Source organism: Pontiella sulfatireligans, from assembly GCF_900890705.1.
GTDB classification, from domain to species: domain Bacteria; phylum Verrucomicrobiota; class Kiritimatiellia; order Kiritimatiellales; family Pontiellaceae; genus Pontiella; species Pontiella sulfatireligans.
In genome coordinates, this window is sequence record NZ_CAAHFH010000001.1 from 1104031 (window position 1) to 1119712 (window position 15682).

General features: G+C 52.0%; 10 protein-coding genes. All 10 read right to left on the bottom strand.

Annotated elements, in window-relative coordinates:
• Positions 1–52 precede the first annotated feature (52 nt).
• The 10 genes from SCARR_RS03805 to SCARR_RS03850 all read right to left on the bottom strand — a co-directional run bounded on the left by SCARR_RS03805 (position 53) and on the right by SCARR_RS03850 (position 15678).
• The gene (locus SCARR_RS03805) at positions 53–3115 is read right to left on the bottom strand and encodes a glycoside hydrolase family 2 TIM barrel-domain containing protein (protein WP_136060188.1); all 3063 of its coding nucleotides are present in this window, start codon (positions 3113–3115) and stop codon (positions 53–55) included.
• Between the two features lie 21 nt (positions 3116–3136).
• Complete coding sequence (locus SCARR_RS03810) at positions 3137–4738, bottom strand: alpha-L-fucosidase (RefSeq protein ID WP_136060189.1); 1602 nt, start codon at positions 4736–4738, stop codon at positions 3137–3139.
• Positions 4735–6186 carry a sulfatase family protein gene (locus SCARR_RS03815; RefSeq protein WP_136060190.1) on the bottom strand — a complete coding sequence of 484 codons (1452 nt, stop codon included), beginning with the start codon at positions 6184–6186 and terminating at the stop codon, positions 4735–4737. Before SCARR_RS03815 ends, SCARR_RS03810 begins: the two co-directional genes overlap by 4 nt.
• A 35-nt stretch (positions 6187–6221) precedes the next feature.
• On the bottom strand, positions 6222–7238 hold the full coding sequence (locus SCARR_RS03820) for a family 43 glycosylhydrolase (RefSeq protein WP_136060191.1): 1017 nt from the start codon (positions 7236–7238) through the stop codon (positions 6222–6224).
• A gap of 49 nt (positions 7239–7287) precedes the next feature.
• Complete coding sequence (locus SCARR_RS03825; protein ID WP_136060192.1) at positions 7288–9819, bottom strand: GH116 family glycosyl-hydrolase; 2532 nt, start codon at positions 9817–9819, stop codon at positions 7288–7290.
• A 29-nt stretch (positions 9820–9848) separates the two neighbouring features.
• Positions 9849–11321 carry a sulfatase family protein gene (locus SCARR_RS03830; protein ID WP_136060193.1) on the bottom strand — a complete coding sequence of 491 codons (1473 nt, stop codon included), beginning with the start codon at positions 11319–11321 and terminating at the stop codon, positions 9849–9851.
• Positions 11322–11529: 208 nt separating this feature from the next.
• On the bottom strand, positions 11530–11838 hold the full coding sequence (locus SCARR_RS03835) for a sulfatase-like hydrolase/transferase (RefSeq protein ID WP_136060194.1): 309 nt from the start codon (positions 11836–11838) through the stop codon (positions 11530–11532).
• Positions 11838–13211 (bottom strand): sulfatase, encoded by a 1374-nt coding sequence (locus SCARR_RS03840; protein WP_168432978.1) that lies wholly within the window; start codon positions 13209–13211, stop codon positions 11838–11840. The genes SCARR_RS03835 and SCARR_RS03840 overlap by 1 nt, the downstream gene beginning before the upstream one ends.
• 113 nt (positions 13212–13324) lie before the next feature.
• Positions 13325–14803 (bottom strand): sulfatase, encoded by a 1479-nt coding sequence (locus tag SCARR_RS03845; protein ID WP_136060196.1) that lies wholly within the window; start codon positions 14801–14803, stop codon positions 13325–13327.
• Positions 14800–15678 carry a beta-propeller domain-containing protein gene (locus SCARR_RS03850; RefSeq protein WP_136060197.1) on the bottom strand — a complete coding sequence of 293 codons (879 nt, stop codon included), beginning with the start codon at positions 15676–15678 and terminating at the stop codon, positions 14800–14802. Before SCARR_RS03850 ends, SCARR_RS03845 begins: the two co-directional genes overlap by 4 nt.
• Between the last annotated feature and the right edge of the window lie 4 nt (positions 15679–15682).

Here is a 15682-nt window from a genome sequence, read left to right on the forward strand (position 1 = left end):
ACCTTTTCAGAGGCTATCATTTTCCCCAAAGCGCTATGACCTCATCAATCTGCTACTTCACCGTAAGCTCATCAACGCTAAGCTCCGTATCTTCAACCGGTGAAATGCGGATATAATTCGCCCCTGCTTGGAGAACGGTCTTTATTTTAACAACAGCCCATTTTTTACGATATTTCCCCGTTGTTGAAAGAACGAGTTGCTCTTCCCGCCCATTAACGGTCAGCGTTGCTCGTTGCTCTTTATTCGGCGTTCCGGCGGCACTGTAACGAATGACTAGGTCAAACTCGCCTTCCGCACGGTCATTTTCAAAATACCATTCGATGAAGCCCGAGCCCGCAGATGCTTCATTGAACTCAACGAATCCCTTTCCGTTAAAGCCCGAGCCCTCTTTGCTGATTTTTGCATTCTCGAACCTTGCATCCTCAGCCTGTTCCCCAGCAGCCACAGCCACCCCTTCGACAGCATGAAAGGAAAACCCTTCATTCTGGCCAAACCGTTCTTCCATCAGATGTATTGGCTTTCCATTAAGGACAAACAGTGCCTTGACGGTTGTGCCCAGAGAGACCTCGAACGGCTCATCATATAGAGAGGATTCCTTTCCCGGCTCACTGCCATCCGTCGTGTAAAATACCTGAACATCAGACTGCGGCAGTCCGCCACGCAGGACGAGCAGCTTGGTGTCGATAGTGACTTTGCTGGAAGTCACCTGTCTTTTTTCGCCGAGAATGCTGCTGGCGAGCAGTGCAACATCGCCTTCCGCATCTGTTGATTCAATATAGGCGCGTGTCAGCCCAAAGAACCCAATTCGGCTTTCGGCTTCGAAATATTTCTCCACATCCAACGGACTGCCGTTATCCAAAGCCCGAACCTTGCCGGAACCAATCACATGGAAATAGGTGCGGTTTTCTCCATACGGATAGAACGTACCCGTATCGTCCACAGAAGCCACCCGCACCTGCACAATATCCCGCGCGGCATCGGCCAAAGGTTCGCCATCGACCGACAACTGAATCTGAGCCGGCGCTTTCGCAGTGCGCATAATGTCTTCCTGGACCGCAGCTCCGTCTACATAACCGACTGCACTCAACTCTCCCGGCTTCCAACCGACCATCCACTCACACTGCATGTCCGTATGGCGCTTCCCCGGTTCCTGCTTTCCAAGAGACCTTCCGTTCAAAAACAGCTCCACTTCGTCGCAGTTCGAATAAACCCAGACCGGAACCTCAATGCCCGGTATCAGCGTCGGATGCGACCAATGAGGAAGGATATGGATCATCGGTTCAATCGCCCATTGGCTCTGGTAGAGGTAATACAGATCCTTCTCAAAATTAGCCATGTCGATGGCGCCGCCGGAGAAGGACTTGAACGGCCAACCCCCATGATAACGTGCTTCGCCGAGATAATCGGAGCCCGTCCAGCGGAAGGATCCCGCAAACTCAGGAATGTCGCGAAGCTTCTGAATGTTGTGCCGTACGGTCACGCTGATCGACGAGTTGTCGTAGTCCGATCGCAGGGTCTGTCGTGCATGGGTTCGCTCCGATCCATCCGTCCAATCATAGGTAAAGATTTCACTCATGGTCAGATTGGGATAGTAGTGGGCGGTTCGCCGTCCTTTCTTTCCCTCATAGGTATCCCTGTACCACATTTGAGTGCGGTAAAATCCACGGTTGTGCCAAGTGTGCGGATTCTCGGTTCCTATGAAAACCTTCCCGCCCGTATCCAGGTCATCAAAAAAGTTTTTGGCCTCACTACCGCCATTCACGCCATAGACATCCATTTCCTGCGGCTCGCAATTTCCAGACGTTACCGGGCGGGTGTCATCCAACTGATGGCAGAGCTCGACCATTTCTTTGCCAACCTCTCCATGTGTCTCGTTTCCAACGCTGTAGATCACAACCGACGGATGATTGCGGTCGCGCCGGATCAGGTCGGACAGGTCGCGCTTCCACCATGTATCGAAAGCATGCGCGCCATAGTCCTCATCGGCCTTTTTCAACCAGCCGTCAAAAAACTCATCCATTACCAGTATGCCGATTTCGTCGCACATATCATAAAACTGAGGCGTTTGCGCATTGTGCGCCGTACGAATGGCATTGCATCCCATATCCTTGAGTTGCTGAATTCTGTAACGCAGAATCTTGTCGGGCACTGCGGCACCCAACGCCCCTGCATCCTGATGATTACAGACACCCTGCAATTTAACATTCTTGCCGTTAAGCCACATGCCGGTCTCCGGCTTCCACTGAACATTGCGCACACCAAAACGGGTTTCCACCATATCCATAATTTCGCGGCCGACCTTCAGCTGGGTCACCAGCGTGTGCAGGTTCGGTTCCTCAAGTGACCACAAAGCCGGATCCTGCAGACGGATCTTTTGCTGGAACTTTTCCTGACGTCCCGACTTTAGTTTAAATGACTCGCTTTGGCTGGCCAGTACGGCACCAGAGGGACTCATGACCGTTGACACCAGCTCACCCGCCAATGTAGCCCGACCTTTATTAACGACCTCGGTATCTACCAATACGTCCTCGTTGTTTTCTGTACGGACAAAAATTACAGAGGTTGGAACATGAACCTTTTCGCGGATATTGAGCCAGGTATTTGCATAGATACCGCTTCCAGTATACCAACGTGCAGAGGGTTGTTTATCGTTGTCCACCCGAACGGCAATCGTGATGGTGGCCGACGAATTCACTTCATCGGAAATATCATAGCCGAACGAAACCCATCCGTAAGGTCTAAAACCCAGTTTTCGACCGTTCACCCAGACCGTGCTGTTCATGAACACCCCATCAAAAGAGAGCTCAACATCCTTCCCCTTCCAATCATTGGAAACGGGAACGGTTTTTCGATACCAACCGATACCGGCCGGCAGATAACCGCATCGGTCAGTCATCGGGTTATCTTTGTCAAACTCCCCCTCAATGCTCCAGTCGTGCGGCAGATAAAGCGTTCGCCAACCCGCGTCATTAAAATCCACCGCCTCTGCGCCGGGCTGATCATTCAACTGAAACTTCCAGGCATCGTTAAAGTTTAAGCGCTCGCCAACGCACCAATGTGCGACCACAGAAAGCAGTGCAAAAAGGACTGCAAACTTCAATCTTGTATATTTCATTTTAAATCAGCTCCTTATTCTTCAAAGTTGCATCGGCACGATGGTGTTCTTTCCCGCCAACACTCGGTGCTCCAGTTTCCCCCCGACCGATATCCTGAACGCCAGCGCCCAGTCGTTGGGCAGATTTTTCGGCAACTCAATTTCCAGCAGATCCGCCGTCCGGGTAAAGGGAACCTCCCCATGACCGATAAGTTCAATGCCAGTGATTTTGTTTTTTGAGGAAACCTTCGTCTTATCGCCCAACGAATGGATCACCGTCTTACCCCCCGTTGGAAGGTCGAGCTGGATGGCATACAGGGTGTTGCCCTTTGCGGTGAACCGGATATCCGTTGCATCAAACTTTGAGGTGTCCGGCTGAGTCGGTCGGGCTTCTTTGCCATAGGCATAATGAAAAGGAATTGTACAATCCTCTTCCTGCGAGAAAACCGGGTCGATATGGCCTTCTGCATAAACAATCCATGGACGGGTGCTGTAGATCGCTTCGCCGTTCTGGCCTAACCACATTCCAATGCCTTCCAGCAAATCAATCTGTCCCTGGTCAAACGAGCCGTCCGAACGCGGATTCATGGATAGCAGCAGGCCGCCATTCCGAGCCACTAGATCAGCCAAACGCACCACCACATCGCGCGGTTTCTTATATTCGATGCCATACCACCACGGCCAGTCGCACCAGCCTATGCCCGAGGGCGTGTCATCTTCCCATGGCCAATCCACGAAACCGGGACGATGGGCCCCGTTTTCATAGGAATAGATTCCGAAATTGGTGCCGAAATTGCCTTTGTTGTGAACCGCCACTTCCTTGTTTTCTGACAGGCCCATATTGAAATAATACGCGAGTATCTCTTCCGTTCCGAAGCCGCCCCCTCCACCATCGAACCAAAGCATGTCCGGCTTGTACTTATCGATGACTTCATAGGTCAGTGCCTTGCGGTTTTTTATGAAGCGTTCCTTCGGCCCTAGGAACCAGTAATAATCCTCGCTCGCAGGATCGAGAAGATCCACTCCCGTCACGCCAGCAGCAGTTAGCCTTTTCCTCTTCCCTTGGAATTGCTGGTAGGTCCGTGCATGGTGAAACGTGGCGATGGTCTTGAGATCACGTTCCTCAAAAGCTTTCAGTATTTCGCCTAGAAGATCACGTTTGGGCCCTGTCGTTCCTGCTGAATGCGGCGTGATGGCAGAGTCCCACATGGCATAGCCGTCATGGTGAATGGCGCAGATGCCCGCATATTTTGCGCCCGATCGCTTTACCAGATCCGCCCATGATTCCGGATCAAATTTGGATGCCGTAAAATCTTTACACAGATCCCGGTATCCAGCCCCCGTGGTAATGGAACCATAGCGTTTTTCAAAAGATTTCCGTCGCGCTTCCGTTGGATCGGGGTGGTATATGCCCTGGTAGCAGGTTGCATAGTAATTCCCCCAGTTGGCATATGGATTGTCTTTCCATGCCCCGGCTTCCGAATAAGGTCCCCAGTGGGCGTAGATTCCAAACTTGGCATCCAGGGCCCAATCCGGGTTTTCGTGCTGACGAAGCGAATCCCAGTTCGCTTCGTATGTAGTCGTGGCGCACCCCGCCATTAGCAAGCAACTCGCCAGCACCACCATCCTCGGTATTATTTTCATTGCTCATCCTTTTTTCGCGTTCTCTTTCTTTTACCCTTGGATGGCATGTTTTGCGTCTGATTCATATCTGGGCGCTTGGGGCCTTCGTCGAAAAAGCGGGCATTGTTGCCGATCTGGTTGTAGTCGCCGATATCGGCGCGCGCTTTCTGAGCAACCTTCAGCAAACGGTCAACCACTTCAGGATGTTGCTCCGCCACATCCGTGGTTTCGCCGATGTCTTCTTCCAAATCGTAGAGCTGCGGTGAAGGAATCGCATCCAAATCGCGTCCGCGATAGTTTTTCGCGAGGCCTTTGTCCTGCAGCCAGGGAGCGTCTTTGGATCGTTGAAGGATCAGTTTCCATTTGCCTGAACGAACGGCCTGTAAGTGCGTATCATAATAGAAGTAACGTTCTTTTACCGGGGTCTCGCTCACCTCGCCCGTCATCAGCGGCTTGAGGTTTTTCCCGTCGATGGTGCGGTCTGTCGGAACCTGAGCACCAGCAAAGGCGGCAAAGGTCGGCAGCATGTCCAGTTCGCGGATCATTCCGTCGACCACCTTTCCGGTAGGAACGGTTCCGGGGGCACGGGCGATGAACGGCGTGCGGACGCCGCCTTCCCAGGTCTCGCATTTATAACCGCGCAGCGGCCCTGCTTCACCCGACTCTTCCGGGCCGGTCCACAGCGGCCACGGGCCATTGTCGCTGGCAATGATGACGATGGTTTTTTCGTCGAGCCCGAGCTCTTTCACCTTGTCGAAAACGCGGCCGATATTCCAGTCGAGCTCTTCAATCACGTCCCCATAGATACCGTTGGCACTTTTGCCTTTAAACTGCGCGGTTGCATCGAGCGGCTCGTGCGGCATGGCATGGGCGAGATATAGGAAGAAAGGTTTGTCTTTGTTCTCTTCGATGAACTGCAGCGCATGATCCGTATAACGTTGCGTCAACTCTGCCAGCGGAATCTGCTGGATTTTTTTGCCGTTCTCAAAAAGCTCGCCTTTACAGCCGCCGGGACGGCCGTAGTAATAGTCGAATCCAAAGATGTCGGGCGTCAGTCCCTTCGTAAACCCCCTTCTGTTATTTCCGTTCAGATCCCATTTCCCGATGCAGGCGGAGACATAGCCCGCCGGTTTCAACACCCGAGGAATCATCACTTCCTGCGAATGAACAGCGGGGTGATGCCCCTTCTTATTTTTGGCTTCCGCCACGCGCATGGTATAGGTGCCAGTCATGATCGCCGTGCGCGACGGCCCGCAAACCGGATGTGTATAGAACGAAGTAAACCGCGTTCCCTCTTCGGCCATTTTATCCATTACAGGCGTTCGGTTTTTCTCCGATCCAAAGCAACCCAAATCGCCGTATCCCATATCATCCATCAGAATAAAAATCATATTGGGTTTCTCAGGGGCCTTTGCGAAAGACGAAACCTGCACGAGCAGAATGACGGTCATGATCAGTAGTTTTTTCATAGGGTGTTCCTTCGTAAATAAATCAGTGATCCAGCTTACTCCTCGGGCCAGACAAATTCCATTCGATGCAGCCCGACGCGCTTACTTTTCTGGGAAACGCCCCAGGTCGGTCTGAACCCTTTGTTTCCTTCTTCGAAATCGGGACGATAAATGCTGGGTGCCTTCGGAGTGGTTAACTTGTACACCGCTTTAAAATCTACTCCGTTTGTAGAATGCATATAGCGTAGCGGCCCACGGGATGTGGCCAACGATCCGATCCCACCATCTTCTGTTTTCCAAACAACCCCTTCATGCCCTCGATGAAGGACTTTGTTTAATTTGGTGTAAGGACCTTCGGGGCGTTCAGCAGTCGCAGCTAAAAGAAAGGTATTGCCAAACGTACGACGCGGATTTTCTACCGTCCCTGAATTCGGATTTCCTTTATAGTACATCCATATTTTGCCTTCTTTGACGATAAAGATGGTGTCATCGACGATTATGCCGTCCGGTGTTCCCGGAGTCAGACTCGGTTTAATAACCGGATTATTCCCCAGCTTTTTCCATGGCCCATCCGGCGAATCCGAAACCGCCATGCCGATTGCGCTGGTATACTTATCATGATCAGGAAATGGCAGCTTTGATGCCGTATAGCCCAGATAGTACTTTCCCTTATAAACCAATATATTGGGTGTATATACGCCGGCATCATCCCAGCATCCGGCATCTCCACGCGGAAGACATTCTCCACGCTCTTCCCATTGGTGCCCGTCCGGGCTGGTTGCGTACCAAACAGAACCCGCCGCCCCTTCAGGGAATGAAGACTGATCCTTATAAACTTTTGTGTACCAGATATAATATTTTCCATTGACGCGAATAATGTCGCTTGAATCCCGTCGAAGAAATCCTTTCTCCGGCATGAGAGGTTCTTTCAGTACGATCTCAAGAGTTTTTTCAGAAGGCACCTTTGTGTCGACAGGCTCAAGCGAACTCCAATATTTACCATCAAATTTTTGCTGCCCGATTACGGGAATAGAAAGGAGCAGAACAGTCGTTATCAAAATAAATTTATTCATCGCATTTTCCCTTTATAAAAACAGCCTCATCCGTTGTGAAACAGATCAGCTATCTATTCACTTGTACCTTATCCCCAGCCTTCAAGGAGAGATCGCGTCCAACGGTTTTTTCGCCGATCACCAGTTCGGTCAAATTCAGCTCTCCGGAAAACAGCTGCAATTGCATGGAACCATCTGCCATGGTCTCCAGCACTCCGTTTGCGGTCGGCGTGTAGAACGGCAGGCGGTACGGAGCCAATTGCTTTGGATCAAACGACAACCGTTTATCAACGGCAGAATAATTCTGCCCCGTCATGGCCAGCGGGAAGGACCAGAACATGAGGTGGCGGTCGTAATGCGAGTTGCAATATGGGCCGCCATCCCATGCGGTGTACATGCCGGTATAGTTCCACTGATCGTTCCAGTTCCGACTCCAGTTTTTGACCATGTTTTCCGTTTGACTCAGGCTATGTTTCATATCCTCGTTGCCAAGGAAAAAATTCAGCCCCGACCACGTGACGTTGGCAATCTGCCAAATGGTGTCATCCTTCGTGCGGCCGTTCGGGTCTGCCCCGTTTTGGGTATCCACCAACATACGCAGGCCATATGGCGTATTCGCGTATTCTTCCTCCATTGCCAGATGCGACTTCAGCGTATCGGCAGGCACAACCTCCCCGAGCCCCAGAATGTAGGCCCACAGCTGACCATACAGAACATCCGTATGGATCATATCGGACCGGCCTTTTTTCTCATCCCAATAACACGGATAAAAAGAGCCGTTCCACAGCTTTTCAGAAAGGGTTTTTCGTGCCAGCCTCAGATTCTCTTCGCACTGGTCGACAAAGGCGTGATCGCCCTTCATTGTCCCCATGGAAATGGCGGACTTCAAGCCTGCGATATGCATGACGCCATTATAGCCAAGCACACTGTATTTATCGAACCCGGAGAGGTCGTAGGTGCACTTCATATGATTAGGTAGTCCGAACTGTTGCGAGCGTTCAATCTGCCATTCAACAGCCCGTTTGACGTGCGGCCACATTTCATTGAAAAACACCTCGTCCCCCGTCCATTGATAAATCATCTGAACAGCGAAAATAAACACCGGACTGCAGTCGCCAAGAATACGGCTCCTGCCCGTCATCCGCGACCAGATCTTTTCCGTCACATAGCCGTCTTCCTGTTGAATCGGTCCAAAATCCCGAATAATCTGTTTTTCCAGCTCCGGGAAGAAAAACATAAACGGCAGCGCGCGCGCCAGCGTCACATGAATCGGCTCGATGTTCGGGCAGGAAAACGATTCCCATTGGTAATATTTTCCATCCTTACCCCAAAGACCGATTTTTGCAATATTGGACGCACCGTTCACTAATGCATCCTGAAACCATTTTGGCAGCGAGTTATCAAAACAGGCACGCTGCCATTCGAGCAGGTCTGACCAGGTTTCCGGCAATCGGCCTAAAACCGTCTTGGCCACATCACTGCTGCTCTCGAACAGATTGCTGTAATAGTTTCCTTTAATTGGAAAATTCTCCCTAGACGAAAGGCGATCCGGGAAATACCAGGCCATGGCAATGGTAATGACACGCGTCTGCCCCGGCTCGATGCGAGCCGATGCGCTGATGACGCCATAGTTTGCTTTTGATACCACCGACGTGAATTGGCCGTCCTCTTCAAAATCTGCCCATACGTCGGAAACGGAACCTCCGGTGCCATACGTAACCTTATCCGCACCTGTCGCGGCAAAGGTCATACTCCCGTGAGTCAGCCCCGGCTTCGAACGGGTTAACGTCAATCCTTCCCCTGCTGAGTACGTGCCGCCAATCGAATTGGGCATGTTGAACAAGAAGGAGGCATCCATCGGTTCGCGAGTTGGATTGCGCAATTCCAGGCTGAACAAAACACAGGGCGTTGCAGACCGCGCGGCATCCCGTATCCGAAATTCTGAATAGGCGTAGAGCGTTGCTTCCAGCGACAGGCAGTCATCACTGAAAGCCAATCGAGACACCGGATAGGCTCCAGAATAGTTGATGCGCTGCACAGAAGGAAGTTGATCTTTTAACGGTGCCGTCCTGAGTGCGACGGCCACCGGAGACCCTGCAGCCCCTTTGACTCGAAGCCCCATAAATGCATCATCGACATGCGTCTTCTTCCCGGGAGTGAATACCTCTTCAAGGCCTTCAAAGCTATCCAGCTTATCCTTGCCCTTCTTCTTTTTTCCGGCATTGAACGGCATGTTGTTAAAGATATTCCAATCCCGCAAACGGCCATCGGCGCGCAGCTCCACCGTCCCGGCACCTATGCCTCCCAGCGGAACGGATGACCGGATTCCGGACGGAGGATTGACAGCTTTACCCTCTTCGAGCAGATGGAGATACTCAAACTCTTTCTTCGCAAACCACTTGTCGTCGGTCTCCACATAAAAAATGGGCTTAACGGTCGCATACTTGATTTCCATATCGCTGGAAACCGTTCCGGAATTCCCGAACCTCAACTGCTTCGAAAAATCATTCCATGAAACCGGTTGGCTTTTAACGGATGCGATAGACGTCAGGTGGCTACAAAGTGCGAAAGCGATTATTAGAATATACGTTATTCGATTCATTCTTTTCCCTCTAATTCCCTTTTTCTATCTCAGCGGGGGCCGGGATCATTAATCAGGTTCGCTTGAGTGCTTTTGCCGGGATAGTCGAAGTCCCCTTTAGGGCGCGCACCTTTAATCAGTACTGCATTGGTAATCCGATCGCTTTTATCCGGGGTGGCATCTTTCAATACCGGAACCGTGTCGCCGGTACGCTGCTGCCATTCGTCCATTGCCGCCTGCATCTCTTTGAGCACCTGACTGTACTCCGGGTTGCCGGCCAGATTGGCAAACTGATTCGGATCATTGCTCAGTTTAAACAACTCCTCGGAAGGACGCGGCTGAAGTATGGAATCCATCTGCTCAGGTTTTAATTTTCCGGCGTTGGCCAATTCAAAATAGGGAATGCCCGGATCATCGCGACCGCTGCTATGAAATTGGATCAGTTCGGGGTGGGCATTGCGGATGTACACATAGTCGCCTTTTCGCACCATGCGCTCGTGTCCGATATGCCCGTGCCAGTTATGCTCTCCAAATACAAACTCCCGAGTCCGGGTTGTCGGATCTTTCAGAAGCGGTTCAAAGCTCACCCCCTGGAAATTAACCGGGGACTTCAGTCCAGCCGCTTCAATCAGGGAGGGCGCAACGTCAATGGAGCTGACCAACGATTCACAAACCTGACCGCCTTTGACTTTGGCCGGCCAGTTCACGACAAACGGTGTTTTCAAACCGCTGTCATACAGACGGACCTTACAACGCGGGAAAGCACGGGCGTTATCGGCCATCACAATGATGCAGGTGTTTTCATAAACGCCCTGCTTTTTCAGTTCATCGACGACCAAACCGATATACCGGTCAAACCGCTGAATCTCATCATAATACTTCGCCAGGTCATCACGCATTTCCGGACAATCATACAAGTAAGGCGGCACCACCACCTCTTCACGCGTATGCGGCTTTCCATCTTTATCCGGATTCCAGCCACGGTGCGCATCGTGCGCGGCAAACCACATAAAGAACGGCTTGTCTTTGGGACGCTCCTGCAACACCTGAACCCAGAAATCCTCGCCCCCCGCACCTGTTTTCTTTTCCTTCGTGAACGTAAAGCCGCGTTTGGGTTCTTTGCCCAGATGCCATTTGCCCGATTGCGCCGTATAGTATCCCGCGTTCTTCAACAACTCTGGAAAGACCACCTGCTCCGGGCCGAAATATTGGTACAGCTCCGGCGACCCTGCATTGTGCGGATAACGTCCTGTAATGATGCTGCACCGTGAAGGGCTGCACTGGCTCGTCGATAGATAGGCATTATCAAAGCGCATGCCCGTTGCGGCCAAAAGATCGACGTTCGGCGTACGGATCGTCGGATGTCCATAACAGCCAAAATCCTCCTGTGAAATATCATCGCCAATGATGTACACAAAGTTCGGACGGCTGTCTTGGGCAGCAAGCTGAGTTGTAAATAAAAAGCTCAAGGCAACTAAAGCACTGCTTAGGAAACCGCTTCGTTTGATACGTTTAATTTTCATTGTTTGATCTCTGCTTTTTTAATATTTGTTAAACTTTACAATAGGTCACTTCTGTTTGGGCCAGTTTCATTTTTTATAAGAACTCTTTACGCAGATCCGTAGTAGCGAACTTCGAACAGCTTGATGGTTTCATGTCCCCAGGTTTCTTTTAGTTTCAAGCGTATAGCGGTTGCCTCGACGGGATTGAATTTCATGATCACCTTTCGGGTCATATTATTTTTGACGGGTGCCCCTTCTTTTCACCATATTCAGCCACGCGCGCCGCATAGCATCCCGTCAAAAGCGAAGTACGGGTCGGGCCGCAAATCGAGTGGGTGTAGAACGAGGTAAACTTCATTCCTTCGGACGCCATCTGATCGAGCACGGGCGTTTTAATCTTCTTCGCACCGAAACAGCCGAGGTCGGCATAGCCCAAATCATCCGCGAGGATAAAGATAATGTTGGGAGGCCGCGACTCAGCGGCCTGCGCCGAAAACCGCACCAGCAACAGCGCGGTTAATATGAGCCAAATTCTCATCACTGTTTCTTCCTCTTTCTATTCTTTTTAGGCGGCTTTGCGTCGGGCGCATTGACTGTGGGAAACCACTTGGAAAGCTCTATTTTCAATGCGGCATGCTCGGGATTGTCCGCCAGGTTTTTCCACTCCAACGGGTCGGCATCATGATCGTACAACTCCTCCGATCCGTCGCTCCAACGGGTGTAACGCCACCGCTTGGTGCGTACGGAATGATTGTTCACGCCATGCGTCGTCAGCGCCGGGCGCTCCCAGTCCAGCGCAGGGTTTTCAAGCAGGGGCGTCATATCCATGCCGTCGTTCGCAGGGTTGGCCGGCAAGCCACACAAGTTCGCCAAGGTTGGATAGAGATTCACCAGGCTCACAGGCACATCACATTTTCCAACCTTTGGAACTTTCGTGCCCGCAAAAATCAGGGGCACACGCGCGGCTTCTTCCCATAGAGAATATTTGGTCCAGTGCAGCTTTTCGCCGAGATGCCAGCCGTGGTCCGACCAAAGTACAATGACGGTATTGTCTGCATACTCACTGTTTTCCAATGCCTGGAGAACGCGCCCGACTTGAGCGTCAGCAAAGCTGGTTGCAGCGAGATAGGCCTGCACCTTTTCCCGCCACAACTCCTTCGTGGCGGTGAACTCCTTGTAGCGCTTATGGCCGGCATTGGTATTAAATTTCTGGGCAATCGCCGGAATATCATCGCGGTCATTCAGGTTAATAATCGGGAGCTGAACCGTATCGATTGGATGCATGTCGAAATATTTCTTCGGTGCAAACCACGGCAGATGCGGGTGATACATCCCGACCGCGAGGAAGAACGGTTTGTCGTGCTTTTGCTCCAGCTGCCCGATGGCCCAATCGGCCACCATGCCGTCATCCATCTCCGCGTCCGAAAGAGGAAGCGCCCCCGTCTCCCATTTGTATTGGGCCTGTTTCATCCCTTTATATTTTTCTGGGACGGAGGCGTCTGGCTTATGCACGTCGAGCGACGGGAAGGCAGCGTCCCACGACTGCGGATCGGTTTCGGTCTGGTTATGGAAAATTTTACCGGTGCGCAGTGCCGCATAACCGTGCTGCTGAAAATACTGTGGCATCGTCGCCACATCCTTCAGCACCGGACTTCCCCGGAAAAACGGACTGTTGTCATACACGCCGGAAGTCGACGGCAGCATGCCGCTCATGATCGAGGCGCGCGACGGATTGCAGATCGGTGCCGGACAGGCCGCATTCGTGAACAGCATCCCGCGTTTTGCCAATGCATCAATATTCGGCGTTTTGGCATTGGGATGCCCCCCCAGACAACCAACCCAGTCGTTCAGGTCGTCGAAGGCAATAAACAGCACATTGGGGTGTTCCTGTGCGCCTGTTTGTATAGCCACGCCTACGAGCACGAGTGCAAAGGTATGTAGTCCCGCCTTTAGGCGGCCTCTGGACCGGCATTGCAGCTGACCGCCTAAAGGCGGGACTACATACCTTTTCTTCAAGATCCCCATTACTCTTTCCCTTTTTTCTTCGATTTCTTTCTGCCACCCGATTTTATTCGGGCATCCGGCACAGGGATATAAGCTCCGGTTTCTTCGAGATACTTCATCAGCTGCGCATTCAGCATCGCCGCCTTCTCCGGCATGAACAGTGCAAGGTTTTTGGTTTCGCCGGGATCGTTGACAATGTCGTACAGCAACACATCGTCGTGATGATAGTTATGAATCAGCTTGTAGTTTCCAACGCGAATGGCGCTGGCCGGATAGCTACCCTCCCCCTGGTAATGCGGGAAGTGCCAATAGAGCGTGTCGCGCTCCAGCTTGCCCCCATTGAATAATGGCACCAGACTGACCCCATCCCTATGCTGTTCCGGCATCAGCGACAGACCGGCCATCTCCAGCAGCGTCGGATAAAAGTCCGTGCTCATTACCGGAACATCCGTGCGCATGCCTGCCTTCGAATGGTTTGGCCAGTAGATCAGCAGCGGTGTTCGCAACCCCCCTTCGAATACGAAGGTTTTCCCGCCCCGAAGCGGCTGGACAGCGGTTGCATTCGGCAGGTTAACCGTAGCGCGCCCCCCGTTGTCACCCGTCAAAATAATTATGGTGTTTTCATGCTGGCCCGACGCTTTCAATGCGTCGATCAGACGGCCGATATTCCCATCCAGAGTCGCCAGTTCTCCAGCGTACTCCGGACTGTCCTGCCGGATCTTGTGCGGTTGGTGCGAATAGTCATCCAGTGCCGTTTCGCTTTTGATTCCAAGCGCAGCCGCCTTGGCGGTGAATTTTCCCCGCAGCTCCGGTTTTGAAGCAATAGGATAGTGCATGGCAAAGTGACACAGATGCAGGTAGAACGGCTTATCCCGCTCAGCCGTCACAAAGTCGATCGCGACATCCGTCAGCTTGTCGGTAAAATTATCCCCTTTTTTCGCGCCAGGAAAGTAATCTGGATTCCGGAAGGGAAAGAACATTTCGCAACGGTTGCTTTCGATGACCGCCTTCTCTGAGGCATAGCCGTGCTTCTTTGGGCCGCCCGTAGTTTTGAGAGCCCCCATGTGCCACTTGCCGTAGAAAGCGGTTTCATAGCCTGCCTGCTGAAAGGCTTCACCCAACGTAACCTCACTCTCTTTGATGCCGGGTGATTGCGGCTTCGGGCAGTAAACACGGGCCTTTTCACCTTCTCTCAAATAGGGCCGGTCGCGTCCGGGTAGCCATTGCGTGATACCATGCCGCGCCGGGTTTTGTCCGGTCAAAATGCTCACGCGGGTGGGAGAGCACATCGGGCTCGGCGTGTAGCAGGAATCAAACCGCATCCACTCTTCGGACAGCTTATCCATTACAGGCGTCTCATAGAATGTGTTGCCGTTATACCCCACATCCTTCCAACCGAAGTCATCGATCAGAATGAAGAGAACGTTGGGCTTCTTTTCCGCCGATATGGAAATCGTACCCAGCGCCAATAAAACACATAAAAGATAACGCTTCTTCATCGAACCACCACATCCGGCGAGGGTTTGAAATCTTCGGTCAGGATCTGGAAATGGCCGGCTTTCACGTACCCCGGTACGGATATTTCACGGACGATGCTTTTGTCCGGTGCAATCTCGATCAGCGTCGGAACCTTTTTACTGGAGGTATAAAATTTGGTCATCACGTTGCCGTTCTTCAGCTTGGCGACTCCTCCGAGCTTTGCTTTTCCAAAAGTCGTATCGCGGCTGACCACAAAGTCCCACACCACGTGGTCATCGGAATCCACTTCCCAAATCATATCGACTTTAGCCAGCAAAGTATTGCCATTGCCCAATCGGGCAATTCCGATGGCTCCTTTAAGTCCCGATCCAAAGTCGCGAACCACCTCGCCCTTTTCGTTGTATTCCCGGATCGCACCTTCTCGGTAAAATGCCACCAGGTAGGTGCCGTCCTTTGTTTTCCGGGCACCGCGGATCTGGCCATGCGCCTGCTCGGTGGCGGAGGTGCTGAGCTGGATCGTCTTTAAAATATCGCCTTTGCTGTTAATTTCCAACAGCTGCGTCGGACCTTCAACAGCTATCAAGAAACGATCCGGACCAAGCGGATAGGCGATCGGGTTTTCGGCACCTTCTGGAACGGTGTATCGCCATTTAACGGACTGGTCCAGTCCCAACGCGACCACACCGGTTTTTTCGCTGCAGAGAATATCGCCAGTCGCCGTCACCGCGCAGTCCTGCGGATGGACAAGCGGCTCTTCAGCCTTCCATAAAACGGAACCCGCTTCATCCACAATCACCACAGCATCAGGCCGATGAAATGAAATCAGATAGGTATTCGTTGCTTCACACCAACCGCATGCGGTCGAAAGAACCGCCAAAAACAATAAAACCTTCATGCCT

Coding starts and splice junctions, on each gene's coding strand:
- SCARR_RS03825 (WP_136060192.1), bottom strand. CDS start 9,819: ATGAATCGAATAACGTATATTCTAATAATCGCTTTCGCACTTTGTAGC.
- SCARR_RS03820 (WP_136060191.1), bottom strand. CDS start 7,238: ATGAATAAATTTATTTTGATAACGACTGTTCTGCTCCTTTCTATTCCC.
- SCARR_RS03835 (WP_136060194.1), bottom strand. CDS start 11,838: ATGAGAATTTGGCTCATATTAACCGCGCTGTTGCTGGTGCGGTTTTCG.
- SCARR_RS03815 (WP_136060190.1), bottom strand. CDS start 6,186: ATGAAAAAACTACTGATCATGACCGTCATTCTGCTCGTGCAGGTTTCG.
- SCARR_RS03810 (WP_136060189.1), bottom strand. CDS start 4,738: ATGAAAATAATACCGAGGATGGTGGTGCTGGCGAGTTGCTTGCTAATG.
- SCARR_RS03850 (WP_136060197.1), bottom strand. CDS start 15,678: ATGAAGGTTTTATTGTTTTTGGCGGTTCTTTCGACCGCATGCGGTTGG.
- SCARR_RS03805 (WP_136060188.1), bottom strand. CDS start 3,115: ATGAAATATACAAGATTGAAGTTTGCAGTCCTTTTTGCACTGCTTTCT.
- SCARR_RS03830 (WP_136060193.1), bottom strand. CDS start 11,321: ATGAAAATTAAACGTATCAAACGAAGCGGTTTCCTAAGCAGTGCTTTA.
- SCARR_RS03845 (WP_136060196.1), bottom strand. CDS start 14,803: ATGAAGAAGCGTTATCTTTTATGTGTTTTATTGGCGCTGGGTACGATT.